Origin of the sequence: Sphingomonas sp. DC4900 (assembly GCF_049896485.1) — a bacterium.
Taxonomy (GTDB): domain Bacteria; phylum Pseudomonadota; class Alphaproteobacteria; order Sphingomonadales; family Sphingomonadaceae; genus Sphingomonas; species Sphingomonas aquatilis.
Window position 1 is genome coordinate 380,296 of the sequence record NZ_JAFCUK010000003.1, and the last position, 24,179, is coordinate 404,474.

Below are 24,179 nucleotides of genomic sequence, written 5' to 3' on the forward strand. Positions count from 1 at the left end.
CCCCCGCGGCCCGGTGGACCCCGGACCAAGTCCGGGGTGACGAAGCGCGCAGGGCACCCCAACCGCACACCCTCTTCGCGTCTTCGCGTCGTCGCGCGAACCATCATCGGAGCGCCTGAATGATCCCCGCCCTCCTGCTGCTCGCGCAAGCGGCCGACCCCATTTCCGCCGCCATCGCCACGATGACGCCCGAACAAAAGGCCGCGCAGCTGCAAAGCACCGCGCCCGCCGATCCCGCCATCGGCCTGCCCGCCTACGACTGGTGGAACGAAGGCCTCCACGGCCTCGCCCGCGATGGCCAGGCGACCGTCTTCCCGCAGGCGATCGGCCTCGCCGCCACCTGGGACACCGATCTGCTGACCCAGGTCGGCACCGTCGTCTCGACCGAGGCGCGCGCCAAGTTCAATGCGCAGCCCGTCACCGCGAACCGGCGGATCTACCAGGGCCTCACCATCTGGTCGCCCAACATCAACATCTTCCGCGATCCGCGCTGGGGCCGCGGACAGGAAACCTACGGCGAGGACCCGTATCTCACCGGCACATTGGGCGTCGCCTTCGTGCAAGGGTTGCAAGGCCCCGACCCCGCCCATCCGCGCGTCGTCGCCACGCCGAAGCACTTCGCCGTCCACAGCGGCCCCGAAGCCGGTCGCGACAGCTTCGACGTCGATCCGTCCCCGCGCGATCTCGAAGCGACCTATTTTCCCGCCTTCCGCCGCACGATCACCGAAGGCCGGGCGATGTCGCTGATGTGCGCCTATAACAGCATCCATGGCGTCCCCGCCTGCGCCTCGTCGCCGCTGATGAACGAGCGCCTGCGCCGCGACTGGGGGTTCACCGGCTTCACGGTGTCGGACTGCGACGCGGTCGGCAACATCAGCAGCTATCACCATTACCGGCTCGACACCGCCGGCGGCGCGGCGGCGGCGGTGCGCGGCGGCACCGATGTCAATTGCGGGAGCGCCTATGCCGCGCTGCCCCAGGCGCTGAAGCAGGGCCTGATCACCCAGGCGGAGGTCGACACCGCGCTCACCCGCGCCTTCCGCGCGCGCCAGGCGCTGGGCATCGCGTTCGGCGGCACCAGCCCGTATAGCCGCATCCGCCCCGATCAGGTCGGCACCCCCGCCCATCAGGCGATCGCACTGGAGGCGGCGCGCAAATCAATCGTGCTGCTCCAGAACAACGCCGACCGCCTGCCGCTGAAGGCCGGCGCGAAGATCGCGGTCATCGGCGCCGACGCCGACGACCTTGGCGTCTTGCAGGGCAATTACCACGGCACTGCGATCCGCCCGGTCACCCCGCTCGACGGCATCCGCGCACGTTTCGGCGCCGCCAACGTCAGCTATGCGCAAGGCTCCGCGCTCGCCGACGGAGCCGCGGTCGTCGTCCCCGAAACCGCCTTGCGCGCGGGCGGCAAGCCCGGCCTGCGCGCCGATTATAGCGGCAGCGCGTCGGTCACCCGGCAGGACCGCCGCATCGACCTCGACTTCAACCGCGCGCCCGTCGCGCCCGGCCTGGCCGTCGGCCCGTTCAAGGCGAACTGGACCGGCGAGTTCGTGCCCCCCGGCCCCGGCCAATACCGCCTGATCATCGACCAGTCGCAATGCTGGAAGGATTGCACCACGCACGACAGTGCCCGCGTCACGCTGGGCGGCAAGGTGCTGCACGACGGCCCGCTGCCCAAGGGCCGCGTCGAGATGACGGTGGATAGCGACGGCTCGCCCCAGCCCATCGCGATCACGCTGGACCATGTGTCGGACGACGAAAGCTTCCGCCTGCTCTGGATGCCGCCGGCCCAGCCGCTGCTCGACCAGGCGGTGGCAGCGGTGCGCGATGCCGACGTCGCGATCGTCATCGCCGGCCTGTCGCCCGATCTGGAAGGCGAGGCACTGTCCGTGTCCGTCCCCGGCTTCGTCGGCGGTGACCGCACTGACATCGCGCTGCCGCTGCCGCAACAGCGCCTGCTCGCCGCACTGAAGGCGACCGGCAAGCCGATCGTCCTCGTCCTCAGCAGCGGCAGTGCGGTCAGCGTCGACCCCACGTCCGCCGACGCGATCCTCGCCAATTGGTATCCCGGCGAGGCCGGCGGCACCGCGCTTGCCGACGTGCTGTCGGGCGTCACCAACCCCGGTGGCCGCCTGCCCGTCACCTTCTACCGCGCCACCACCGATCTGCCCGCCTTCATCGATTACGCGATGAAGGAGCGCACCTATCGCTACTTCACCGGCACGCCCCTGTGGGGCTTCGGCCACGGCCTCAGCTACACGCGCTTCGGCTATGCCGCGCCGCGCGGCGCCGCCAGCGTCGCCGCCGGCCAACCGCTCACGGTGGAGACCACCGTCACCAACACCGGCCCGCGCGACGGCGACGAGGTGGTGCAGGCCTATCTCGTCCCCCCCGCCTCCACCCGCCCGCTCGGCAGCACGGAGGCGGTGCTGCAACGCCAGCTCGTCGGCTATCGTCGCATAAACCTGAAGCGCGGCAAGGGCATGTCCGTCGCCTTCACCCTCACCCCCCGCGACATGAGCATCGTCGACCACGACGGCCGCCGCCACGTCGCGCCGGGCGCCTACCGCCTCTACGTCGGCGGCGGTCAGCCCGGTGACGGCGGGGGCCAGTGGTTCGACTTCGCCGTGACCGGCACCGACACGGACCTGCCGAAATGACCCGGGACCTCTCCACCCCCACCCCGTCACCCCGGACTCGTTCCGGGGTCCACCCATCCGCGAGGGGCGGGCCAGAGGCTCTTGCCTCCCCCCCAGCCGCGAAGTGGACCCCGGACCAAGTCCGGGGTGACGGTGGAGAATTGAGCCGCCGCCATTTCCTCGCCGCGAGCGCAGCGACCGCGGCAAGCGCCGCCACCCCCGCCTTCGCCGCGCCCGCCTTGCCCAGCAAGCGCCCCGCCCCCGCCGACCGCCGCTTCACCAGCCCCGCGGTCGAGCGCGACCTCACCCGCGTCGCAAAACAGATCGGCGACCCAAAGCTGCGCTGGATGTTCGGCAACTGCTACCCGAACACGCTCGACACCACCGTCCGCATGAGCACCATCGACGGCAAGCCCGACGCCTTCGTCATCACCGGCGACATCCCCTGCCTGTGGCTGCGCGACAGTTCCGCGCAGCTCAAGCCCTATCTCCACCTCGTCAAAACCGCGCCCGAATTGCGCCGCCTGTTCTCAGGCCTGATCGCCCGCCAGGCACGCTGTATCCTGATCGACAGCTACGCCAACGCCTTCATGGAAGACCCGACGGCGAAATCGAACCTCGAATGGTCGCTGCACGACGACACCGTGATGAAGCCGGGCGTCGCCGAGCGGAAATGGGAGGTGGATTCGCTCTGCTACCCGATGCGCCTCGCCCATCAATATTGGCGCGCCACCGGCGACAAGACGCCGTTCGACGCGACCTGGGCCGCCGCCGCGAAGCGCAGCATCGCGACCTTCCGCGAGCAGCAGCGGATGGACGGCCACGGCCCCTACAGCTTCCGCCGCTCCGCCCCCCAGCCGACCGAGACGCTCCTGTGGGGCTATGGCAACCCCACCAGGCCCAACGGCCTGATCCATTCGGGCTTCCGCCCGTCGGACGATTCCTGCACCTATCCGATGCTGATCCCCAGCAACCTGTTCGCGATGACCGCACTGCGCGAACTCGCCACGGTGGCGCAGGAAACCGGCAACGACGGCGGCATCGTCCGCGATGCGACGCAATTGGCGCTCGAAATCGAAAGCGCACTGCGCCGCTTCGGCACGATGCGGCTGCGCGACGGGCGCGAGGTCTGGGCCTATGAGGTCGACGGCTACGGCAACGCGTTGTTCATGGACGACGCCAACGTGCCGAGCCTGTCGGGCCTCGCCTATCTCGGCTGCGTCGATCCCGCCGATCCGCTGTGGCAGCGCACCCGCGACGCCTGCTGGAGCGACACCAACCCCTGGTTCTTCAAAGGCACGGCGGGCGAAGGCATCGGCGGCCCGCATGTCGGCGAAGGCCAGATCTGGCCGATGTCGCTCACCATCCGTGCGCTGACATCCACCGACGACGCCACGATCCGCGCCTGCCTGAAGACCCTGCGCGACACCGACGGCGGCACCGGCTTCATCCACGAAAGCTTCGACCGGAACGATCCCGCCAAGTTCACGCGGAGCTGGTTCGCCTGGGCAAACGGCCTTTTTGCGGAGCTGATCCTGCATCTGGCGAAGACGCGGCCTGCCCTACTCATGGAGACCTTCTGATGTCCTCACCCTTCCGCGGCTTCGCCGCTCCCTCCCTCTCCCACCGGGAGAGGGAAGGAGCCCGCCCGGCGCAGCCGGGTGGGAAGGGTGAGGGCGTCACCCGCCGCACCCTGCTCGCCTCCACCGCTGCCGCCAGCCTCCCCTTCCCCGCCTTCGCCGCGACCGCAGCGCCGGCAAAGGCCAACCTCTTCATCGGCACCGGCGGCCACGGCCACACCTATCCCGGCGCGACCGTCCCGTTCGGCATGGTGCAGCTGTCCCCCGACACAGACGTCGAGCGCTGGGACGCGTGTTCGGGCTATCACCGCACCGACACGTCGATCATGGGCTTCAGCCACACGCATCTGTCGGGCACCGGCATCGGCGACATGCTCGACGTGCTCGTCGTCCCCACGCGCGGCCCCGTGAAGCTGCTCCCCGGACCACTCGACAACCCCGACGCCGGCTATCGCCAGCGCTTCACCGCCGAACATGCCGAACCCGGCTATTACCGCGTCGCGCTCGAAAGCGGCGTCCGCGGAGAGCTCACCGTGACGGAGCGGACCGGCTACCACCGCTACACCTTCCCCGCCGGCCCCGCACACGTCCTGATCGACATGTCGCACCTGATCCTCGACAAGAGCGACCATCCCCCGCTCGTCACCGACGCCAGCCTCGACATGGACGCGGCCGGTACGCTCACCGGCAGCCGCACCGTCAACCGCTGGGCCAAGGGCCGCCACATCCACTTCGCGATGCAGCTGTCGCGTAAGCCCGACCGCGTCACCTTCTATGGCGACGCCGATGCCGAACAGCCCAAGGGCGCGGCTGGCGTGAAGGGCAACCGCGTCAAGGCCGTCCTCCATTACGACGACGCCGGCGCCGCCCCGCTCGTCATCCGCTGCGGCATCTCCGGCGTCGACGTCGCCGGCGCCCGCGCCAACCTCGCCGCCGAGGGCAGGACCTGGGACTTCGACGCCGTCCGCCGCACCGCGCAAGGCCGCTGGACGCGCGAACTCGGCGCGATCGGCGTCGAAGGCGGCACCGAGGATCAGCGCACGATCTTCACCTCCGCGCTCTACCATGCCCTGCTCGCACCGACGCTCTTCTCCGACGTCGACGGCCGCTACATCGGCCTCGACCGCAAGACACACACGCTCCCGCAGGGCAATGCCGCCTACAGCACCTTCTCGCTGTGGGACACGTATCGCGCGCTCCACCCGCTGCTCACCATCGTCGCGCCCGATAAGGCGCAAAGCCTCGTCGCCGACCTCATCCGCCAGACCCAGCAAAGCCCCTACGGCCCGCCGTGCTGGCCGCTGCAGGGCGTCGAGACGGGCACGATGATCGGCTGGCACGCCGTCTCCGTCCTCGCCGAGGCGCAGAAGAAGGGCATCAAGGCCGATTACGCCGCCGCCTGGCCCGGCATCGCCAAACGCTCGTTCGACTTCTCTGCGCCCGACCTCGACAACAGCAAGGGCCGCGACCTTTACGACACGATGGGCTATGTCCCCGCCGACAAGCTGTTTGAAAGCGTCAGCCGTACGCAGGAATATGCCTATGACGACTGGGCCTCGTCGCACCTCGCCCGCGCCGCCGGCAAGACGGCGGAGGCCGACCGCCTGCTCAAGCGCTCGCGCAACTGGCGCAACGTCATCGACGGCTCGATCGGCTTTGCCCGCCCGCGCTTCGCCGACGGCAGCTGGTGGACGCCCTACGATCCGATCCAATTGGGCCACATGCCCAAGCCCTGGTGGCGCGACTATACCGAGGCGAACGGCTGGCAGGCGACCTTCCTTAACCAGCACGACATCTACGGCCTGATGGAGCATATGGGCGGCGAGGCGAAGTTCGAACGCCAGCTCGACGCCTTCTTCACCGCGCCCTCGACCTTGCCCGCCAACGCCCCGCCCGACATCGCCGGCCTCGTCGGCCAGTACGCGCATGGCAACGAACCCGACCAGCACGCCGCCTATATGTACGCCTACACCGGCGCGGCGTGGAAGACGCAAGGAATGGTCCGCCGCCTGTGCACCGAGATGTACAAGAACGATCCCGACGGCATCATCGGCAATGACGATTGCGGCCAGATGAGCGCGTGGTTCGTCCTGTCGTCGCTCGGCTTCTATCCGGTCGATCCGGTCGAGGCGGTCTATGTCTTCGGCTCGCCGCTGTTCGAACGCGCGCAGATCGCGCTGCCCGGCGGCAAGAGCCTGACGATCGAGGCGCCCGGCAACACCGCCGACACGCCCTACGTCCGGTCGATCACGCTCAACGGCCGACCGTGGACCAAGAACTGGATTTCCCACGCCGACCTGATGAAGGGCGGGCGCCTGGTCTTCACGATGAGCAAGACGCCCGTGAAGACCTTCGGCCAAGCCAAGGCCGACCGCCCACCCTCCAACGGCCGGCAGCTGGCGTGACGGCCCGCCCCACTCACTCCGTCACCCCGGGCTCGTTCCGGGGTCCACTCCGCGGCGAGGGGGTCGGTCAAAGCCTCCAGCCGTGCCCCCGCGGCCCGGTGGACCCCGAAACAAGCCCGGGGTGACGAACCGAATGCCGCCCACTCCCGCTCTACCCAATACCCGGAGCCACCCGTGACCGACCTCTCCCGCCGCACCCTGATCGCCTCCGGCCTCGCCGCAAGCGCCGCCACCGCCGCCCCCAGTTTCGCCGCGACCCCGGTCGCCGCCCCCAAGCCTTGGGGCGCTACGCCCTCGACGCGTCAGCTCGCGTGGCACAAGCGCGAACGCTACGCCTTCGTCCATTTCTCGATCAACACCTTCACCGATCGCGAATGGGGCTATGGCGACGAGAGCCCGAAGCTCTTCAACCCGACCGATTTCTCCGCGGACCAGATCGTCGCCGCGGCCAAGGCCGGCGGCATGACCGGCATCGTCCTCACCGCCAAGCATCATGACGGCTTCTGCCTGTGGCCGACGATGCTGACCGAACATTGCATCCGCAACAGCCCCTACAAGAACGGCAAGGGCGATATCGTCCGCGAAATGGAGCAGGCGACGCGCCGTCACGGCCTGTCGTTCGGCCTGTACCTGTCGCCCTGGGACCGAAACCACGCCGGCTACGGCCGCCCCGAATATATCGACTATTATCGCAAGCAGGTGGTCGAACTCTGCACCCGCTACGGCGAATTGTTCGAATTCTGGTTCGACGGCGCCAATGGCGGCGACGGCTATTACGGCGGCGCCCGCGAAACCCGCACGATCGACGCGCCAAAATACTATAATTGGCCCTCGATCATCGCACTGGTCCACCAGCATCAGCCGATGGCCTGCACCTTCGATCCGCTGGGCGCGGACATCCGCTGGGTCGGCAACGAAGACGGCATCGCCGGCGACCCCTGCTGGCCGACCATGCCCGACCACCCCTATGTCCAGTCGGAAGGCAACAGCGGCGTACGCGGCGCGCCTTTGTGGTGGCCGGCGGAAACCAACACTTCGATCCGCCCGGGCTGGTTCTACCATGCCGACGAGGATTCGAAGGTGAAGACGCCCGCGCGCCTGATCCGCTTCTTCGATGAATCGGTCGCGCGCGGCACCAACATGCACCTCAACCTGCCGCCCGATCGCCGCGGCCGCCTGCCCGATCATGACGTCGCGGTGCTCAAGAGCTTCGGCGATGCGATCCGTGGCAGCTTCGCGACCGATCTCGCGACCGGCGCCGTCGCCAGCGCCTCGGCGACCCGCGGCCCCGCCTTCGCGCCCGCCAAGGTGCTCGACGGGAACCGCGACACCTATTGGTCGACCCCCGACGGCGACACCACGCCGACGCTGACGCTCGATCTGCCGCCCGGCCGCCGCTTCGACCTGATCCGCATCCGCGAATACCTGCCCCTCGGCGTCCGCGTCACGCGCTTCGCGGTCGAGGCGGAGGTCGGCGGCGCCTGGCAGCGGCTGGCCACCCACGAATGCATCGGCGCGCAGCGGATCATCCGGCTGCCCCAGCCAATCACCGCCCGCCGCGTCCGCCTCGTCATCCTCGAAGCACCCGCCTGCCCGGCGATCAGCGAGCTGTCGCTGTTCCTCGCCGTCGCGCCCGTGGCCGTCGCCGCACCGCCCAGCCACGATGCCGCGGTCCTGTCGCCGCGCGATTGGAAAGTGGTCACCGCCACCGCGCCCGGCGCCGAAGCGCTGCTCGACGGCGACGGCTCCACCGTCTGGAGCCAGCCCGCGCCCACCACGACACCGGCGTCGTTGACGCTCGACATGGGCAAGACGCAAACGGTGGCCGGCTTCAGCCTCACCCCCTGGCGCCACCCCGACAAGGTCAGCGCCCCACCGCGTGGCTACACCGCCGAAACCAGTACCGACGGCAAGACTTGGACGCCGGCGGCGCAGGGCGAATTCCAGAACATCGCCTACGCCCTCTCGACGCAGCGCATTCCGTTCACCACCCCGCGCCCCGTCCGCTACCTGCGCCTCACCTTCGCCGCGACTGCGGTGCCGGCGCAAAAGCTGGCGATCGCCGACGTGGGCGCATTCACGCGCTAACTCCCTCCGTCACCCCACCCACTCCGTCACCCCGGCCGAAGAGCCGGGGTCCCGCTTCTTCTTCCGTCCGACGAACGAAAAAGCGGGACCCCGGGTCAAGCCCGGGGTGACGAACGGGAAACCGAAAAGACTAAATCCCCCCCGCCACCACCGCACGCCCGGTCGCCTCCAGCTCCCGCGTCAAATCCGCCAGACACCCCTCGACCAACCCCGCATCCGCGCTGCGCACGACGAAATTCGCCCCCGTCCGCCCTTCGCGGAAAAACGGATAGCTCCCGATCGACACGCCTTCGTGCGCCTTCTCGGCGTTGCGCAGCAGATCGGCGACCTCGCTCTCCGCGACCCAGCAGCCGATCGTCCCCGATACCACCGGCCGGCCGCCCTCCAGCGTGCCCGTCAGCGCATCCAGCATCCCCGCGGTGATATGCGGTACGCCCGCCATGATGTAGATATTTTCGACGTGGATGCCCGGCGCGCCCGACACGCGATTGGGGATCAGCCCCGCGCCCGCCGGCACGCGTGCCATCCGCGCCCGCGCCTCGGTCAGCCCGCCGCGCGTCGCGTAATAGCGTTCCAGCGTCGCCAGTGCCTCCGGATGGTGCTCGACGCCCACGCCCAGCGCCTCGGCGATCGCATCGACGGTGATGTCGTCATGCGTCGGCCCGATCCCGCCGGTGGTGAACAGATAGTCGTTGCGCGCGCGCAGCGTGTTCACCGCCTCGACGATCGCCGCGGTCTTGTCCGCCACCACGCGCACTTCGGCCAGGCGAATGCCCTGCACGTTCAGCCAGCTGGCCAATTGGGCGACATTCTTGTCCTGCGTGCGCCCCGACAGAATCTCGTCGCCGATGACGACCAGCGCGGCGGTCCAGATGCGTTCCTGCTCCATGTGACCCGCTTTACCTCGCAAAATGACGCTCGCCACGCTATATACGCGCGATGACCGAATATGTGACCGTCACCTCCGACGCGCCGGAAGGGCGCACCGGCGCGATCAAGCTCCATGGCCCCGCCGCCTTCGCCGGCATGCACAAGGCCGGACGCCTCGCCGCCGAAACGCTCGACATGCTGGTGCCGCACATGGTGCCGGGCGTCACGACCGCGGAGCTCGACCGGCTGATCTACGACTTCGTCACCGCGAACGGCGGCGTGCCCGCGACCCTGGGCTATCGCGGCTACACGCATTCGACCTGCATCTCGATCAACCACGTCGTCTGCCACGGCATCCCCAGCGACAAGACGCTGAAGTCCGGCGACATCGTCAACGTCGACGTCACGCCGATCGTCGATGGCTGGCACGGCGACACCAGCCGCATGTACCTGATCGGCGACGTGCCCCTGAAGGCGAAGCGGCTGGTCGAAGTGACCTACGAATGCCTGATGCTCGGCATCGAACAGGCCAAGCCCGGCAACCACATGGGCGACGTCGCGCATGCGATCCAGCGCCATGCCGAAAAGCACCGCTACGGCGTCGTCCGCGATTTCTGCGGCCATGGCCTGGGGCTGCTGTTCCACGACGCGCCCGAAGTCGTCCACGTCGGCAAGCCCGGCACCGGGCCCGAACTCAAGCCCGGCATGATCTTCACGATCGAACCGATGATTAACATCGGCCGCCCCGACGTGAAGCTGCTCGACGACGGCTGGACCGCGGTGACGCGCGACCGCTCGCTATCGGCACAGTTCGAACATTCGATCGGCATCACCGACGAGGGCTGCGAGATCTTCACGCTCTCCCCCGCCGGCTTCCACCAGCCGCCCTACGCCTAACCTCCTCCGTCACCCCGGACGTGTTCCGGGGTCCACCGGGTCGCAGGGGAATGGCCGGAGCCTCTAGCTCCCCCTCACCGCAGAGTGGACCCCGGAACACGTCCGGGGTGACGGAGTGATTGGAGCGAGCGGCGCCGAGAGACAGCGCCGCCCCGCCCCTCCCCTCACCTCACGTCCAGCATCACCACCGACTTCGCCGGCAGCGCGACCGACAGCAGGCCGTTCGCCCCCAGGCTCGCGCCGGTGAACGCCACCGGCTTCAGCGTGTCAGGCGCCTCAAAGGTATTGTGCGCATCCATCGTCGGCGCCGTCAGGATACGCCCCGTCACGCTCTTGCCCGCCAGCCCGGCCAGCTGGACGGTCACCGTCGTCGCCCGGTTGGGATCGACATTGGTCAGCCCGACATGGATCACGCCATCGGTGCCCCGCACCGCGCTCGCGCTCACCGCGCGCACCTCGTATTTGCCGCGCGTATACCAGTGCGAGGCGACCTCGACCGGCAGCACCGTGCCGTCCTGATAATCCTTGTACATGTCGAACACCCAATAGGTGGGCGTCCTCAGCATGCGGTTGCCGTCGGTCAGGATCATCGCCTGCAGCACGTTGACCATCTGCGCGATGTTCGCCCCGCGCACCCGGTCGGCATATTTGGCGAAGATATCGAGGTTCAGGCTCGCCACCACCGCATCGCGCAGGCTGTTTTGCTGGTAGAGGAACCCCGGATGCGATCCCGGTTCCTGATCGTACCAGGTGCCCCATTCGTCGACCAGCAGCGCGACCTTCTTCTTGGGATCGTATTTGTCCATGATGCGCGAATGCTCCTGGAGCAATTCGTCCATCTTCAGCGCCTTGGATATCGTCACCGCCCACTCGTCTTCGCTGAAGCCGGTCGCCGCGCCCTTATGCTCCCAGCTGCCGGGGACGGTGTAATAATGGACGCCGATGCCCTGGATCATGGTGCCCGCCTTGCGCATCATGACGTCGGTCCAGTTATAGTCGGTCGAATTCGCGCCGCTCGCGATCTTCATGATCGGCACGCCTTCGGGCGTCTTGACGAAGGTCGCGAACTTGCGCGTCTCGTCGGCGGCATAGTCGGGCAGCATGTTGCCGCCACAGCCCCACAATTCGTTGCCGATGCCGAACATCGGCAGCTTCCACGGCGTCTTGCGGCCGTTGGCGGCGCGCTCCTTGGCCAGCGTCGATCCGGTCGGCGAGGTCATATATTCGACCCACTCGGCCATCTCGCGCGGCGAGCCGGACCCGACGTTGCCCGACACATAAGCATCGGCGCCAAGCATCTCGGAATAGTCCATGAATTCGTGCGTGCCGACCGCGTTATCCTCGGTCACGCCGCCCCAATGGGTGTTGATCTTGACCGGGCGCTTGTTGCGCGGGCCGATACCCTCGCGCCAGATATATTCATCGGCGAAGCAGCCGCCCGGCCAGCGGACGACGGGCACGCGGATCGCCTTCAGCGCGTCGAGCACGTCGGTGCGATAGCCACGAACATTGGGGATCTTGCTGCCCGGCCCGACCCAGATGCCGCCGTAGATTCCGGTGCCGAGATGCTCGGCGAACTGGCCGAACAGGCGGCGATCGTATTTGGGCCCCGGATGGTCGCCGCGCACCGATACGATATCGGTCGGCCCCGTCGCTGTCGCCGTCGCATCCTGCGCATCCGCCGCGACAGGCACCGCCGCCGCCAGCGCAGAGCATAGCAGCAGCCTCAGCATCGTCTTCATGCATCTCTCCCCGACGCGTCCCTGCGCGCTGGGGCCATGACTATCGGCCTACACCCGACCCGTCAATTTGTTAGACAAAAGGAGTTTCAGCGCCGTCCGCGCCGGCTTTCGGCCTGCCGCGCCGCCGCGATCGTATCCACGACCAGCTCGTAATGCGCCGGCGAGTAACCGGCGGCCAGGAAGGCCTTCACCTCGGCCGAGGCGATCGCATAGCCGCGCTTCCAGCTCAGCACCGCGACCCGGCGCAGCGCCTCCAGCTTGGGATCGGCCAGCATCGGGCTGATCCGCACACCGAACACCAGCTCCAGCCCGCGTGACAGCCGCCCCGGCTGGCGCAGCGTCGACAGGCCGTCCCCACGCGCAAGGCCGATGACCGACCGCTCCAGCTCGCTCAGCACCGGGCGGTCCTCGGTCGGCGCCGTCACCCGCGGGGCGTCCGCGGCCAGCCCCTGCGCGCTCACGCGGGCATAGCCGGCGTTGCCCGGTTCGGCGAAAGCGAGAAAAGCCATGGTGTCACTCCCTTTTATCCGAGCCGCAGGCCTCCCGTCCGCGCCAAAGGGCACGGTGCGCGCTGCATCGTCAGTGTCGTTCAATCGAGATGGCAAAGGCTCTTCATCCGGCGCTGCGGTCCCTCGCAACATGAATGCCTCGTCATCTTCTATACCAAGCGGTATAAAAGCGGATCACGGCGCCGTCAACGGCTTTCGTACCGGTCGGTATTAAAAGAATGGCATCCTCACGGACCCTAGGGATTGCGTCGGTTTTCAGCCGCTCGCCCCGCCCCTGATGTCCGATGGGATACGCCTGCGATCCCAACGCGTTACCTGTCATCCCACGACAGGATGCACCGATGCCCGACACCAGCAAGGTCGATCCCGACCGCGACACGACCGGCAATCCCTTCGATCGCGATGCCGGCCGCTACGGCCTGGACTATCACCGCGACCGCGAATCCGACCTCGGTCGCCAGACCCCCAGCGGCACCGTCGCCGCCCGCCCCGGCGATCCGCATCCGCCGCAAGACCCGAACCTGCCGCCCGAAAACGGCCTGCGCGCCTCGTTCGACCCTCAGACGGGCGCGGTCCATGGCAGCGGCAGCGGCGCCGGCGGCGGCAATCCCGGCGAGGACTTCAGCAGCGACGCCGCGGCTGGCGACGGTTACCCACAGACCGGCGGCGAAGGACGCGACAAAGGCGGCGACACCGACCTCGGACCGCCACACTCCCAGGAATGATGGCGGCGGAGTGGTCCGGCTTCTAGACGCCCGAGCGTTGTCCCAACGAGAACGCGACCCTTATAGGGACCCAACCTCCGCAAACCCCACCCCGTCATGCCGGACTTGGTCCGGCATCCACCGGGCCGCAAGGGGACGGCAAGAGGCTCGAACCACCCCCTCGCCGCAAAGTGGACCCCGGAACAAGTCCGGGGTGACGGCGCGCGTGAGACGCACAAAATCAACGACGAAAACCGCCCGCTCGCGGCATCACCCGAAACGCACCCAACGCGCCAACCGCCCCTACTTCAACGGAACGATCACCTCATCCGGATGCGCAACGTTCAGTTCCTTGCGCACCATCTCATCGACCATATCCGGATTGGCATGGTCGGGGTCGAGCAAGGCGACGCGGTTCTGCAAAACCGTCCGCTTCTGGTCGAGCGAGGCAAATTGCACCTCCCGCCGCGCCAGCTGCTTCTTGTAATCGCCATAGGCCAGAATGCCGTTCGGCCCCAGCACGGCATAGGCACCGAAGAACGCCATGATCGTAAAGCCCAGCGCGGGCAGCGCGGCACGACGCATGACCTTGCGGAACGCGGTCGATGGGTTCGACCGCCCTCCGTTCGTGCCTTTCCGTGCCGTTACCGCCCGCGCCATGGTTTACATCCTCGCTTGCATCCCGTCCGGGATCAAGCCTTCAGAACGCTCCGGCCCGCATATCGTGCCGAGTCGCCCAATTCTTCTTCGATGCGAATCAGCTGGTTGTACTTGGCGAGCCGGTCCGACCGGGCCAGCGAGCCGGTCTTGATCTGGCCGCAGTTGGTGGCGACCGCCAGGTCGGCGATCGTCGCATCCTCGGTCTCGCCCGAACGATGGCTCATGACGGCGGTGTAGCGGTTGCGCTGTGCCATGTTCACCGCTTCCAGCGTCTCGGTCAGCGTGCCGATCTGGTTTACCTTCACCAGCAGCGAATTGGCATAGCCGCCCTCGATGCCGCGCTTCAGGCGCTTGGGGTTGGTGACGAACAGATCGTCGCCGACCAGCTGCACCTTGTCGCCGATCAGATCGGTCAGCGCCTTCCAGCCTTCCCAATCGTCCTCGCTCATGCCGTCCTCGATCGAGAAGATCGGGTAGCGACGGGTCAGGTCGGCGAGATATTCGGCCATCGCGCCGCTTTCGAGCACCTTGCCTTCGCCCGAAATATTGTAGCGGCCGTCCTTGTAGAATTCGGTCGCCGCGCAATCGAGCGCCAGCATCACGTCGTCACCCGGGGTATAGCCCGCCTTCTCAATGCTCTGCATGATGAAGCCCAGCGCCTCTTCGGTGCTGGCGATGTTAGGCGCGAAGCCGCCCTCGTCGCCCACGCCGGTCGCCAGCCCCTTGTCGTGCAGCGCCTTCTTCAGTGTGTGGAAGATTTCCGATCCGCAGCGCACCGCCTCCAGAATGTTCTCCGCGCCGACCGGCACGATCATGAATTCCTGGAAATCGATCGGGTTGTCCGCGTGCTCGCCGCCGTTGATGATGTTCATCATCGGCACCGGCAGCACATGCGCCGACACGCCGCCGACGTATTTGTACAGCGGCATGCCGCGCGCTTCCGCCGCCGCCTTCGCCGCCGCCAAGCTGACGCCCAGGATCGCATTGGCGCCCAGGCGCCCCTTGTTCTCGGTGCCGTCCAGCTCGATCATCGCCGCGTCCAGATCGGCCTGATCCTCGGCATCCATGCCGATCAGCTTTTCGACCAGCTCGCCGTTCACCGCCTCGACGGCATCGTCGACGCCCTTGCCACCCCAGCGGCTCTTGTCGCCGTCGCGCTTTTCGACCGCCTCATGCGCGCCGGTCGACGCGCCCGAGGGCACCGCCGCGCGGCCGAAGCTGCCGTCCTCCAGCAGCACGTCGACCTCCACCGTCGGGTTGCCGCGGCTGTCGAGGATCTGCCGGCCATGGATGTCGATGATTGCGGTCACGTAACGATGCTCCTACCTCTGGGGCTCAGATGCCGCGGCCTCTACCCGCTCGCCGCGCGGGCGGCAATTGCCTGCCGCAAGGGAACCGGCCGTCGTCGGCCGGGGTTAGAGGCTTCGATACGAGACTGTCACGAAAGGGCCACCATGTCCGATACCGATCTGAACCCCGTCCTCGACGGCGACACCCTCTCCTCCACCGCCAGCAACGATGTCGATGGCGCGACCAGTCGCGTCGAACAGGCGAAGCAGACCGCCAAGGACTATTCGGCGAAATACGGCGCGCAGGCGACCGACAAGATCCGCACGCTGGCCGACACCGGCAAGGAGCGTGCGATCGGTGGCCTCGACCAGCTGTCGCAGATGATCCAGGACGCCGCCGGCCAGGTCGACGACAAGCTCGGTGCGCAGTACGGCGATTACGCCCGTTCGGCAGCCGGTGTCGTCTCCAACTTCTCCGGCCAGATCCGCGACAAGAACGTCGACGAGCTGCTCGACGACGCACGCGCCTTCGTCCGCAAGAGCCCGGGCGTCGCGATCGGCGTCGCCGCGGCGCTGGGCTTCGCGCTCGCCCGGGTCGTCCAGTCCGGCCTCGACGACAAGGCGTAAGGGGCTCGTGGCGGTCTTGCCGACAATCGAAACCGCGGGCGAAACCGTAGGGTCTGGCGAGGAAGGGATCACCGACCTCGTCAGCCAGCTCGTCGAGGACGCCCGCGGGCTCGCCAGCGCCGAAGTGGCGGTGGTGAAGGCGCGGATCGGCGAACGCGTCAGCGCGTATCGCAGCGCGATCGTGTTCTTCGTCGTCGCCGGGGTGCTGGCGCTCGCCGCGTTGATCACGGCGCTGGTCGGTGCGGTCCTGACGCTCGCGACGCTGATCGGCCCTGGCCTCGCGACGCTCGCCGTCGTGATCGCGGTGCTCGCGATCGCCGCCAGCCTCGCCCTCATCGGCAAGAGCCGCCTCGCCCCTGCCACGGAGAAGCAGCTGTGACCGATCCCGCCACCCGCCTGCTCGACGCCGAAGCGGAAGCCGCCGCGGCGCGTGAACGCCTGTCGGGCACGTTGCGCAAGCTGCAGGTTCGCCTCAACCCGCGCGATCTCGCCAAGCAGGCAGCGCGCGACGTCGCCGACAAGGGGCAGGCCGCGGCCCAGGCCAGCCTCGACACGGCGGTGCGCAATCCCGGCGCAGTTGCCGGGGTCACCGCCGTCGCCGGCCTGTTCCTCGCCCGCCATCGCCTCGCCGGCCTGTTCCGCAAGAAGGACAAGCCGCATCGCTTCAAACGCAATCACGAACCCGGCCTCGGCCCCAAGGACTGATCCGCGTTCCCCGCGCATCCACGCAAAGGATAGACCCATGACCGACACCCAGACCCAGGATCGCGTCGCCGACGCCACCGCCGACATCAAGGCCGAAGTGCATGACCGGCTCGACGATGCCAAGCACGCCGCCAGCGACGCCGCGCGCCGCACCGCCGACGCGATCGAGGCGAACCCGCTCGCCATCGTCGCCGGTGGCATTGCGATCGGTGCGCTCGCCGGTGCGCTGATCCCGCGTTCGGCAAAGGAAAAGCAGCTGCTCGCCCCGCTCGGCCGTTCGCTCGGCGAGCGCGCCCGCAGCGCCGTCGCCGCCGCGCGCGAAGCCGGCGCCACCGAACTCCAGAACGCCGGCCTGTCGAAGGACGCCGCCAAGGATCAGGTGAAGTCGCTGTTCCAGGGCATCGCCAAGGCCGCGACCACCGCAGGTTCCGCCGCGGCGCAGTCGGCCCGCGCCAAGGATTAAGCCCAATCCCCTCATTGCGAGCGAAGCGACGCCATCCGGAGCCGGACCAAGACGCCCTGGATCGCCGCGCTTCGCTCGCCATGACGAAACGGTGCCCCGATGGCCCGCCCTACCTAGGCCATCCGGGGTTCAATATTGCGCCGCAACACGCTAGGGATGGCGGGGTAAAATCATCACCCCAGGAATCTCAGCGCATGAGCAAGCTCCACCTCGTCTTCGGCGGCCGCGTCACCGATCCCCGCACGCTCGACTGGGCCGATCCGTCGAAGCTCGACGTCGTCGGCATCTTCCCCGACTATGCGAGCGCCGAAAAGGCCTGGCGCGCCAACGCCCAGCGCACCGTCGACGACGCCGAGATGAAGTTCGTCGTCGTTCACCTCCACCGCCTGCTCGAACCCGATCTGGTCACCACGCCCGAAGCATAAGCAGACGGGGGCGCTTCGCCCCCACTGCGCCCCGGACCGGGTCCGGGGCCGCTGAGACCATGATTAAGACGTGCGGAACGCCACAGTGTCCGCGCCACCCACGGCGGGTTATGCCGCCCCGCCTTCCCCACCCCCGTCATTCCCGCGAAGGCGGGAATCCAGACACGCTAACGACAGCGATGGAGCCGAAACCGCACGGCATATGGATTCCCGCCTCCGCGGGAATGACGGTGTGGGTAGGGGCGCGTCGTGCGATCAACAGCAGATGACGGCCGTGGGTTAGACACCTAGCCGCGACGTAAAAGCCGAGCAGCGCTTCGGCTAAAGGCGAGACCACCCCCCCCTCGTCATCCCGGCGAACGCCGGGATCCATGGAGGCAACGAGGCTGCTGTGTCCCACCAACGCGAATGGCGCCGTGTCCATGGATCCCGGCTTGCGCCGGGATGACGGAGTGGCGGAGAACACCGCCACCCCCGCAACCCCTCAGATAAACTCGACCTTCGACACAACATAATAGCGGTCGCCGGCCGGCACCGACACCTCGACCTCGTCGTCTACCTTGCGCCCGATCAGCGCGCGGCCCAGCGGCGAATTGTACGAGATCCGGCCGGTCTTGGCGTTCGCCTCGGTCTCACCGACGATCTGGTACTTTACCGGCTTGTCGTCGTCGTCGAGCAGCGTCACGGTCGCGCCGAACACCACCTTGTCGCCCGACAGTTCGCGCGGATCGATGATCTGCGCGCGCGACAGCTTGCTTTCGATGTCGGCGATCGTCGCCTCATTCTGGCCCTGCTGCTCCTTGGCAGCGTGATATTCGGCGTTTTCCGACAGGTCGCCGTGCGCGCGGGCTTCCTCGATCGCGTCGACGATCAGGGGGCGTTCGGCTTTCAGACGCTTCAGATCCGCGGTGAGCTTCTCATAGCCCTCCTGGAGCATCGGCATCTTTTCGACGGTCGCCATGTGTCAGTCCCCAATTGCTTCATCCCCGCGGGCGGGCCGTTGTCCGGCCCGCCCCCGCACATCACGTCATTATGTCGGGATCAGTTGTGCGACTGCGAATAGTAGGATTGCAGGGGGCGGACTTCAAGGGAGGCGACGCCGATTGCCGCGGCGGCCTGCACGCTGGCGGGGGCCGTGGTGAAATATGGGATCTTCTGCGCCAGCGCCGCCTGCCGGATCGGCTTGGAATCCTTCAGGCTCTGCCAGCCTTCGGTGGTGTTGAAGATCAGCGTCACCTCGCCGTCCATGATCCGGTCAAGGATGTGCGGCCGCCCCTGCGCGACCTTGTTGACCTTCTCGACCGCCAGCCCCGCGGTCTCGAGGTAATCGGCCGTCCCGCCGGTCGCCAGCACCTTGAACCCGCGCGCCAGCAGCGATTTCACCGCCGGCACGATATGCGGCTTGTCGCCGTCCTTCACGCTGACGAAGGCGGTGCCGCCGGTCGGCAGCACGGTGCCCGCGCCCAGCTGCGACTTCATGAAGGCGGTGGTGAAGTCGGGGTCGATGCCCATCACTTCGCCCGTGCTCTTCATTTCCGGCGACAGGACAGGGTCGATGCCGGGGAAGCGGTTGAACGGGAAGACGGCTTCCTTAACCGCATAATAATCGATGTGGCGATCGATCGGCGGCATGTCGGCGAGCTTTTCGCCCGCCATCACGCGGCTGGCGATCTTGGCGATGGGCGCGCCGATCGCCTTGGCGACGAAGGGCACGGTGCGGCTGGCGCGCGGATTTACCTCGATCAGGTAGACCTCGCCATCCTTCACCGCGAACTGGATGTTCATCAGGCCCTTGACGCCCAAGGCATGCGCCAGCGCCACCGTCTGCCGCTCGATTTCGGCAATCGTCTCGGCGCCAAGCGAATAGGGCGGGATCGAACACGCGCTGTCGCCCGAATGGACGCCGGCTTCCTCGATATGCTGCAACAGGCCTGCAACGACCACCTCGTCGCCGTCGCACACCGCATCGACGTCGACCTCGATCGCATCGCGCAGATATTGGTCGATCAGCACCGGGCTGTCGCCCGACACCTGCACCGCGGTCTGAATGTAATCGTCCAGCTGCTGCAGGCTGTCGACGATCTCCATCGCCCGCCCGCCCAGCACGTAGCTGGGGCGCATCAGCACCGGATAGCCGATCCGCTCCGCCGCCGCGACCGCCTCGTCCCGGCTGCGCGCCAGGCCGTTCGCCGGCTGCTTCAGGCGCAGCTTGCTGACCAGCGCCGCGAACCGCTCGCGATCCTCGGCCAGGTCGATCGCGTCAGGGCTGGTGCCCAGGATCGGAATCCCCGCCTTCTCCAGCGCGCGGGCGAGGTTCAGCGGCGTCTGCCCGCCGAACTGCACGATCACGCCGGCCAGCTCGCCCTTCGACTGTTCGACGTGCAGGATTTCCAGCACATCCTCTGCCGTCAGCGGCTCGAAATACAAGCGGTCGGACGTGTCATAGTCGGTGCTCACCGTCTCCGGGTTGCAGTTGACCATGATCGTCTCATAGCCCGCGTCCGCCAGCGCGAAGCAGGCGTGGCAGCAGCAATAGTCGAACTCGATCCCCTGGCCGATCCGGTTCGGGCCACCGCCCAGGATCACCACTTTCCGCCGGTCGGACGGCATGCTCTCGTCCTCGGGCTCGCCGAACGACGGCGCCTCATAGGTCGAATACATATAGGGCGTCTTGGCGTCGAACTCGGCGGCGCAGGTGTCGATCCGCTTGAAGACGGGGCGCACGCCCAGCCGGTGACGCAGGCTGCGCACCTCGTCCTCGGTCACGCCGCCGGTCATCGCGACGACCGCCTCATGGATCAGGCCCGATCCCCGCGCGATGCCCCGCTCCATGCCGCGCAGATTGGCGGACTTCAGCGCCAGATAGGCGAGCCGCTTGTCGCTGAAGCCCATCGCCTTCAGGCGGCGCATACCCGCCGCGTCGATCGGCAGGCCGTTGCGGCACACTTCCTCTTCGGCCGCGACGATCTCGGCGATCCGCTCCAGGAACCACGGATCGAACTTGGCGATCGCATGCACTTCGGCGACGGTGAAGCCTTCGCGCAGCGCCTGCGCCGCGACCAGCAGCCGGTCCGGCGTCGGATTGGCGAGCGCCGCCTCGATCTCCGCGCGCGGCGCGCCGACCAGATGGTCGACCGCGTTGAAGCCCGACAGGCCCGTCTCCAGCCCGCGCAGCGCCTTCTGCATCGATTCCTGGATGTTCCGGCCGATCGCCATCACCTCGCCGACCGACTTCATCGCGGTGCCCAGCACCGGCTCGGCGCCCTTGAACTTCTCGAAGGCAAAGCGCGGGATCTTGGTGACGACATAGTCGATCGTCGGCTCGAACGACGCCGGCGTCGCGCCGGTGATGTCGTTGTCGATCTCGTCCAGCGTATAGCCGACCGCCAGCTTGGCAGCGACCTTGGCGATCGGGAAGCCGGTCGCCTTGGACGCCAGCGCCGAGGAGCGCGACACGCGCGGGTTCATCTCGATGACGACCAGGCGGCCGTCCTTCGGGTTCACCGCGAACTGGACGTTCGACCCGCCCGTCTCGACGCCGATCTCGCGCAGCACCGCGATGCTGGCGTTGCGCATGATCTGATATTCCTTGTCGGTTAGCGTCAGTGCCGGCGCGACGGTGATGGAATCGCCCGTGTGGACGCCCATCGGATCGACGTTCTCGATCGAACAGATGATGATGGCATTGTCGTTGCGATCCCGCACGACCTCCATCTCATATTCCTTCCAGCCGAGCAAAGATTCCTCGATCAGCACCTCGGTGGTCGGCGACGCGTCCAGGCCCTTGCGCACCATGTCGACGAATTCGGACCGGTTGTAGACGATGCCGCCGCCCGACCCGCCCATGGTGAAGCTCGGGCGGATAATCGCGGGCAGCCCGGTGATCTCCAGGCCGGCGAGCGCCTCCTCGACGGTATGCGCGATCGCGGAACGGGCGCTTTCCAGCCCGATCTTGTCCATCGCCACCTTGAACTTCTGGCGGTCCTCGGCCTTGTCGATCGCCTCGGCATCGGCGCCGATCATCTGGACGCCGAACTTCTCCAGCGTGCCGTCATGGAACAGCGCCAGCGCGGTGTTGAGCGCGGTCTGCCCGCCCATCGTCGGCAGGACGGCGTCGGGCCGCTCCTTCTCGATGATCTTGGCGACCACCGCAGGCGTGATCGGCTCGACATAGGTCGCGTCGGCCAGCTCAGGGTCCGTCATGATCGTCGCCGGATTGCTGTTCACGAGGACGATGCGATAGCCCTCTTCCTTCAGCGCCTTGATCGCCTGCGTGCCCGAATAATCGAACTCGCACGCCTGACCGATAACGATCGGCCCCGCGCCGATGACGAGGATGGAGGAGATGTCGGTGCGTTTTGGCATTACGCTTCCAGTTCTTTTTTCAAACGTTCGATGAGTCGGGTCAATTCCGCGCGCGAAACCCGATACACTTCAGTCAGATACCTTTTCGCGACTTTGGGCACCGCAGCACCTGACGCCTTTAACTCTGCTTTCAGACGCTTTTCGAATTCGTGGTGGTCGGACACCTGAAATGGCTCGAAAGCATGCGAAACGGGGCCAAGGCCCAACGCAACGACGCTCAAGTCAAGCTTGCGAACGCGTCCATCCAACGCATCTTTGTTTGGGTCATGCTTTGACTTGCCGACCTTTACCTGCAGCGTGTCGCCTTCTCCGACCGGAGCGAGCGGGTGATAAACGCCATATATCCAGCCACTCACTTCGCCAGCGACCCGACAAACTTCTCGAACAGATACAAACTGTCCTGCGGCCCCGGGCTCGCCTCCGGATGATACTGCACGCTGAACGCCGGCCGATCGGTCAGCTCCAGCCCCGCGTTGCTCCCGTCGAACAGCGACACATGCGTCTCGCGCACGTTGGCGGGCAGCGACTCCCGTTCCACCGCGAAGCCGTGGTTCATGCTGGTGATCTCGACCGCGCCGTCGGACAGGCGCTTGACCGGATGGTTGGCGCCGCGGTGGCCCTGGAACATCTTCGTCGTCCGCGCGCCCACCGCCAACCCGAGCAGCTGGTGGCCGAGGCAGATGCCGAACAGCGGCTTGCTCGTATCGAGCAGCTGCCGGATCACCGGCACCGCATAGTCGCCCGTCGCGGCGGGATCGCCGGGGCCGTTGGACAGGAAGATGCCGTCGGGGTTCTGCGCCATCACGTCGTCGAACGTCGCCTGCGCCGGCAGCACCGTCACCTTCGCGCCGGCCTTCACCAGATTGCGGAAGATGTTGTGCTTGCTGCCGTAATCGATCGCGACGACATGCGGGCGTTCGCCCTCACCCGCCGCGCCATAGCCGAAGCCCAGCCGCCACACGTCGCCCTCGCGTGCCTCACCCCAGGCATAATGCGTCTCGGTCGACACGGTCTTGGCAAGGTCCATGCCCTCCAGCCCCGGCCACGCCCGCGCCATCTCCAGCAGCGCGTCGAGGTCGAATTCGCCGCTCGCCGAATGCGCGACGACACCGTTCGGCGCGCCGCCCGCGCGGATACGCCGCGTCAGCGCGCGCGTGTCGATCCCCGACAGGCCGATGCGCGCATGCCGCTTCATCCAGCCGTCCAGCCGCTCAACCGCGCGGAAGTTCGACGGTTCGGTCACGTCCTGCCTCACGATCATGCCCAAGGCATGCGGCGCATCCGCCTCGATATCGTCGGGGTTGGCGCCGACGTTGCCGATGTGCGGGAAGGTGAAGGTGATGATCTGGCCCGCGAACGACGGGTCGGTCATGATCTCCTGATAGCCGGTCATCGCGGTGTGGAAACACACCTCGCCCACCGCCGCGCCTTCCGCGCCGAAACCGCGGCCCCAGGCCACCTCGCCGTTCGCAAGAACCAGAACGCCCGTGGCCCCATCGGGCTTTGCGGGCATGGCAATGGGCTTAGGCTCGGCCATGGCTTGGCGGGCACTCCTGAAGGTTTCGTCTATGTCGCTAAGTGGCGCCCGCTACCCCCCAGCTTGGCCTAGGTCAACCGGTTCACGGGGCCGCCGCTTTCCGCTAGGGTCCCCGGCTTTCCCGTATTCGAGGCTTTCTTCCATGATTCGCGACGACATCAAGGCCGCCCAGGTCTCCGCCATGAAGGCCGGCGACAAGGAAGCGCGCGCCGCGATCGGCCTGATCCAGGCGGCGATCAAGAACCGCGACATCGAACTGCGCACCGGCACCGCCCCGACGGATGACGATGCCGTGGTGGTCGAGGTGCTGCAAAAGATGGTCAAGCAGCGCCGCGAATCGATCCAGATGTACGAAAGCGGCGGCCGCCAGGAACTCGCCGACGCCGAAAAGGCCGAGGTCGCGGTGATCGAACGCTTCCTCCCCACCCAGATGAGCGACGCCGAAACGACCGCCGCGATCGAGGCGATCAAGGCGGAGCTGGGCGCGGCCGGGATGAAGGACATGGGCCGCGTCATGGCCGAACTGAAGGCCCGCCACGCCGCGAACCTCGACATGAGCAAGGCCAGCGGCCTGGTGAAGGCCGCGCTGTCGTAAGCGAAGGCGCGCAACAACCGCCCCACCCACTCCGCCCTCCCTCCGTCATCCCGGCCTTGAGCCGGGATCCCGCTTC

21 protein-coding genes are annotated in these 24,179 nt (G+C 67.5%); 12 read left to right on the plus strand and 9 right to left on the minus strand.

Annotation, left to right across the window (positions count from 1 at the left end):
* Nucleotides 1-119 precede the first annotated feature (119 nt).
* The 4 genes from ACP690_RS06315 (at nucleotide 120) to ACP690_RS06330 (ending at nucleotide 8,715) form a co-directional block, all read left to right on the plus strand.
* Nucleotides 120-2,663 carry a glycoside hydrolase family 3 C-terminal domain-containing protein gene (locus tag ACP690_RS06315; protein WP_426260326.1) on the plus strand — a complete coding sequence of 848 codons (2,544 nt, stop codon included), beginning with the start codon at nucleotides 120-122 and terminating at the stop codon, nucleotides 2,661-2,663.
* 140 nt (nucleotides 2,664-2,803) lie between these two features.
* The gene (locus tag ACP690_RS06320) at nucleotides 2,804-4,225 is read left to right on the plus strand and encodes a glycoside hydrolase family 125 protein (protein WP_426260325.1); all 1,422 of its coding nucleotides are present in this window, start codon (nucleotides 2,804-2,806) and stop codon (nucleotides 4,223-4,225) included.
* Nucleotides 4,225-6,627, plus strand: coding sequence for a GH92 family glycosyl hydrolase (locus tag ACP690_RS06325; protein ID WP_426260324.1), 2,403 nt, complete (start codon nucleotides 4,225-4,227; stop codon nucleotides 6,625-6,627). The genes ACP690_RS06320 and ACP690_RS06325 overlap by 1 nt, the downstream gene beginning before the upstream one ends.
* A 174-nt stretch (nucleotides 6,628-6,801) precedes the next feature.
* On the plus strand, nucleotides 6,802-8,715 hold the full coding sequence (locus tag ACP690_RS06330) for an alpha-L-fucosidase (protein ID WP_426260323.1): 1,914 nt from the start codon (nucleotides 6,802-6,804) through the stop codon (nucleotides 8,713-8,715).
* 130 nt (nucleotides 8,716-8,845) lie between these two features.
* On the opposite strand, the gene ACP690_RS06335 is transcribed toward ACP690_RS06330, so the two are convergent.
* Entirely contained in the window at nucleotides 8,846-9,604 is a 759-nt protein-coding gene (locus ACP690_RS06335; protein WP_426260322.1) for a competence/damage-inducible protein A, read from the minus strand.
* A 50-nt stretch (nucleotides 9,605-9,654) separates the two neighbouring features.
* Between ACP690_RS06335 and map the strand changes: the two genes are divergently transcribed.
* Nucleotides 9,655-10,482, plus strand: coding sequence for a type I methionyl aminopeptidase (gene map / locus ACP690_RS06340; protein WP_017978094.1), 828 nt, complete (start codon nucleotides 9,655-9,657; stop codon nucleotides 10,480-10,482).
* A gap of 164 nt (nucleotides 10,483-10,646) precedes the next feature.
* Here map and ACP690_RS06345 read toward each other — a convergent pair whose 3' ends face one another.
* Both ACP690_RS06345 and ACP690_RS06350 read right to left on the minus strand, forming a co-directional pair.
* Nucleotides 10,647-12,224, minus strand: a complete 1,578-nt coding sequence (locus ACP690_RS06345; protein WP_426260321.1) for an alpha-N-arabinofuranosidase — start codon at nucleotides 12,222-12,224, stop codon at nucleotides 10,647-10,649.
* Nucleotides 12,225-12,310: 86 nt separating this feature from the next.
* The gene (locus ACP690_RS06350) at nucleotides 12,311-12,733 is read right to left on the minus strand and encodes a hypothetical protein (RefSeq protein WP_426260320.1); all 423 of its coding nucleotides are present in this window, start codon (nucleotides 12,731-12,733) and stop codon (nucleotides 12,311-12,313) included.
* A 341-nt stretch (nucleotides 12,734-13,074) separates the two neighbouring features.
* Here ACP690_RS06350 and ACP690_RS06355 point away from each other — a divergent pair, with 341 nt between their 5' ends.
* Entirely contained in the window at nucleotides 13,075-13,458 is a 384-nt protein-coding gene (locus tag ACP690_RS06355) for a hypothetical protein (protein WP_147036042.1), read from the plus strand.
* A gap of 282 nt (nucleotides 13,459-13,740) precedes the next feature.
* Here ACP690_RS06355 and ACP690_RS06360 read toward each other — a convergent pair whose 3' ends face one another.
* The gene (locus tag ACP690_RS06360; RefSeq protein WP_426260319.1) at nucleotides 13,741-14,097 is read right to left on the minus strand and encodes an FtsB family cell division protein; all 357 of its coding nucleotides are present in this window, start codon (nucleotides 14,095-14,097) and stop codon (nucleotides 13,741-13,743) included.
* Between the two features lie 32 nt (nucleotides 14,098-14,129).
* Nucleotides 14,130-15,407 carry a phosphopyruvate hydratase gene (gene eno, locus ACP690_RS06365; RefSeq protein WP_241892198.1) on the minus strand — a complete coding sequence of 426 codons (1,278 nt, stop codon included), beginning with the start codon at nucleotides 15,405-15,407 and terminating at the stop codon, nucleotides 14,130-14,132.
* Between the two features lie 144 nt (nucleotides 15,408-15,551).
* Here eno and ACP690_RS06370 point away from each other — a divergent pair, with 144 nt between their 5' ends.
* The 5 genes from ACP690_RS06370 (at nucleotide 15,552) to ACP690_RS06390 (ending at nucleotide 17,606) form a co-directional block, all read left to right on the plus strand.
* Nucleotides 15,552-16,013: a hypothetical protein gene (locus ACP690_RS06370; protein ID WP_426260318.1), complete on the plus strand. Its 462-nt coding sequence runs from the start codon at nucleotides 15,552-15,554 to the stop codon at nucleotides 16,011-16,013.
* A gap of 7 nt (nucleotides 16,014-16,020) precedes the next feature.
* Entirely contained in the window at nucleotides 16,021-16,392 is a 372-nt protein-coding gene (locus ACP690_RS06375; RefSeq protein ID WP_426260317.1) for a phage holin family protein, read from the plus strand.
* Nucleotides 16,389-16,718: a DUF3618 domain-containing protein gene (locus ACP690_RS06380; protein ID WP_017978086.1), complete on the plus strand. Its 330-nt coding sequence runs from the start codon at nucleotides 16,389-16,391 to the stop codon at nucleotides 16,716-16,718. Before ACP690_RS06375 ends, ACP690_RS06380 begins: the two co-directional genes overlap by 4 nt.
* 37 nt (nucleotides 16,719-16,755) lie before the next feature.
* Entirely contained in the window at nucleotides 16,756-17,181 is a 426-nt protein-coding gene (locus ACP690_RS06385) for a hypothetical protein (protein WP_063688207.1), read from the plus strand.
* Between the two features lie 194 nt (nucleotides 17,182-17,375).
* Nucleotides 17,376-17,606, plus strand: coding sequence for a DUF4170 domain-containing protein (locus ACP690_RS06390; RefSeq protein WP_017978084.1), 231 nt, complete (start codon nucleotides 17,376-17,378; stop codon nucleotides 17,604-17,606).
* 484 nt (nucleotides 17,607-18,090) lie between these two features.
* Here the strand turns inward: ACP690_RS06390 and greA are convergent, their stop codons facing one another.
* The 4 genes from greA to carA all read right to left on the minus strand — a co-directional run bounded on the left by greA (nucleotide 18,091) and on the right by carA (nucleotide 23,508).
* Complete coding sequence (gene greA / locus ACP690_RS06395) at nucleotides 18,091-18,567, minus strand: transcription elongation factor GreA (protein ID WP_017978083.1); 477 nt, start codon at nucleotides 18,565-18,567, stop codon at nucleotides 18,091-18,093.
* A gap of 80 nt (nucleotides 18,568-18,647) precedes the next feature.
* Nucleotides 18,648-21,971: a carbamoyl-phosphate synthase large subunit gene (carB, locus tag ACP690_RS06400; protein ID WP_426260316.1), complete on the minus strand. Its 3,324-nt coding sequence runs from the start codon at nucleotides 21,969-21,971 to the stop codon at nucleotides 18,648-18,650.
* Nucleotides 21,971-22,327 carry a hypothetical protein gene (locus ACP690_RS06405; RefSeq protein ID WP_426256309.1) on the minus strand — a complete coding sequence of 119 codons (357 nt, stop codon included), beginning with the start codon at nucleotides 22,325-22,327 and terminating at the stop codon, nucleotides 21,971-21,973. Before ACP690_RS06405 ends, carB begins: the two co-directional genes overlap by 1 nt.
* Entirely contained in the window at nucleotides 22,324-23,508 is a 1,185-nt protein-coding gene (gene carA / locus ACP690_RS06410) for a glutamine-hydrolyzing carbamoyl-phosphate synthase small subunit (protein WP_426260315.1), read from the minus strand. The genes ACP690_RS06405 and carA overlap by 4 nt, the downstream gene beginning before the upstream one ends.
* A gap of 142 nt (nucleotides 23,509-23,650) precedes the next feature.
* Between carA and ACP690_RS06415 the strand changes: the two genes are divergently transcribed.
* Nucleotides 23,651-24,103 (plus strand): GatB/YqeY domain-containing protein, encoded by a 453-nt coding sequence (locus ACP690_RS06415; RefSeq protein ID WP_426256307.1) that lies wholly within the window; start codon nucleotides 23,651-23,653, stop codon nucleotides 24,101-24,103.
* Nucleotides 24,104-24,179: the final 76 nt, after the last annotated feature.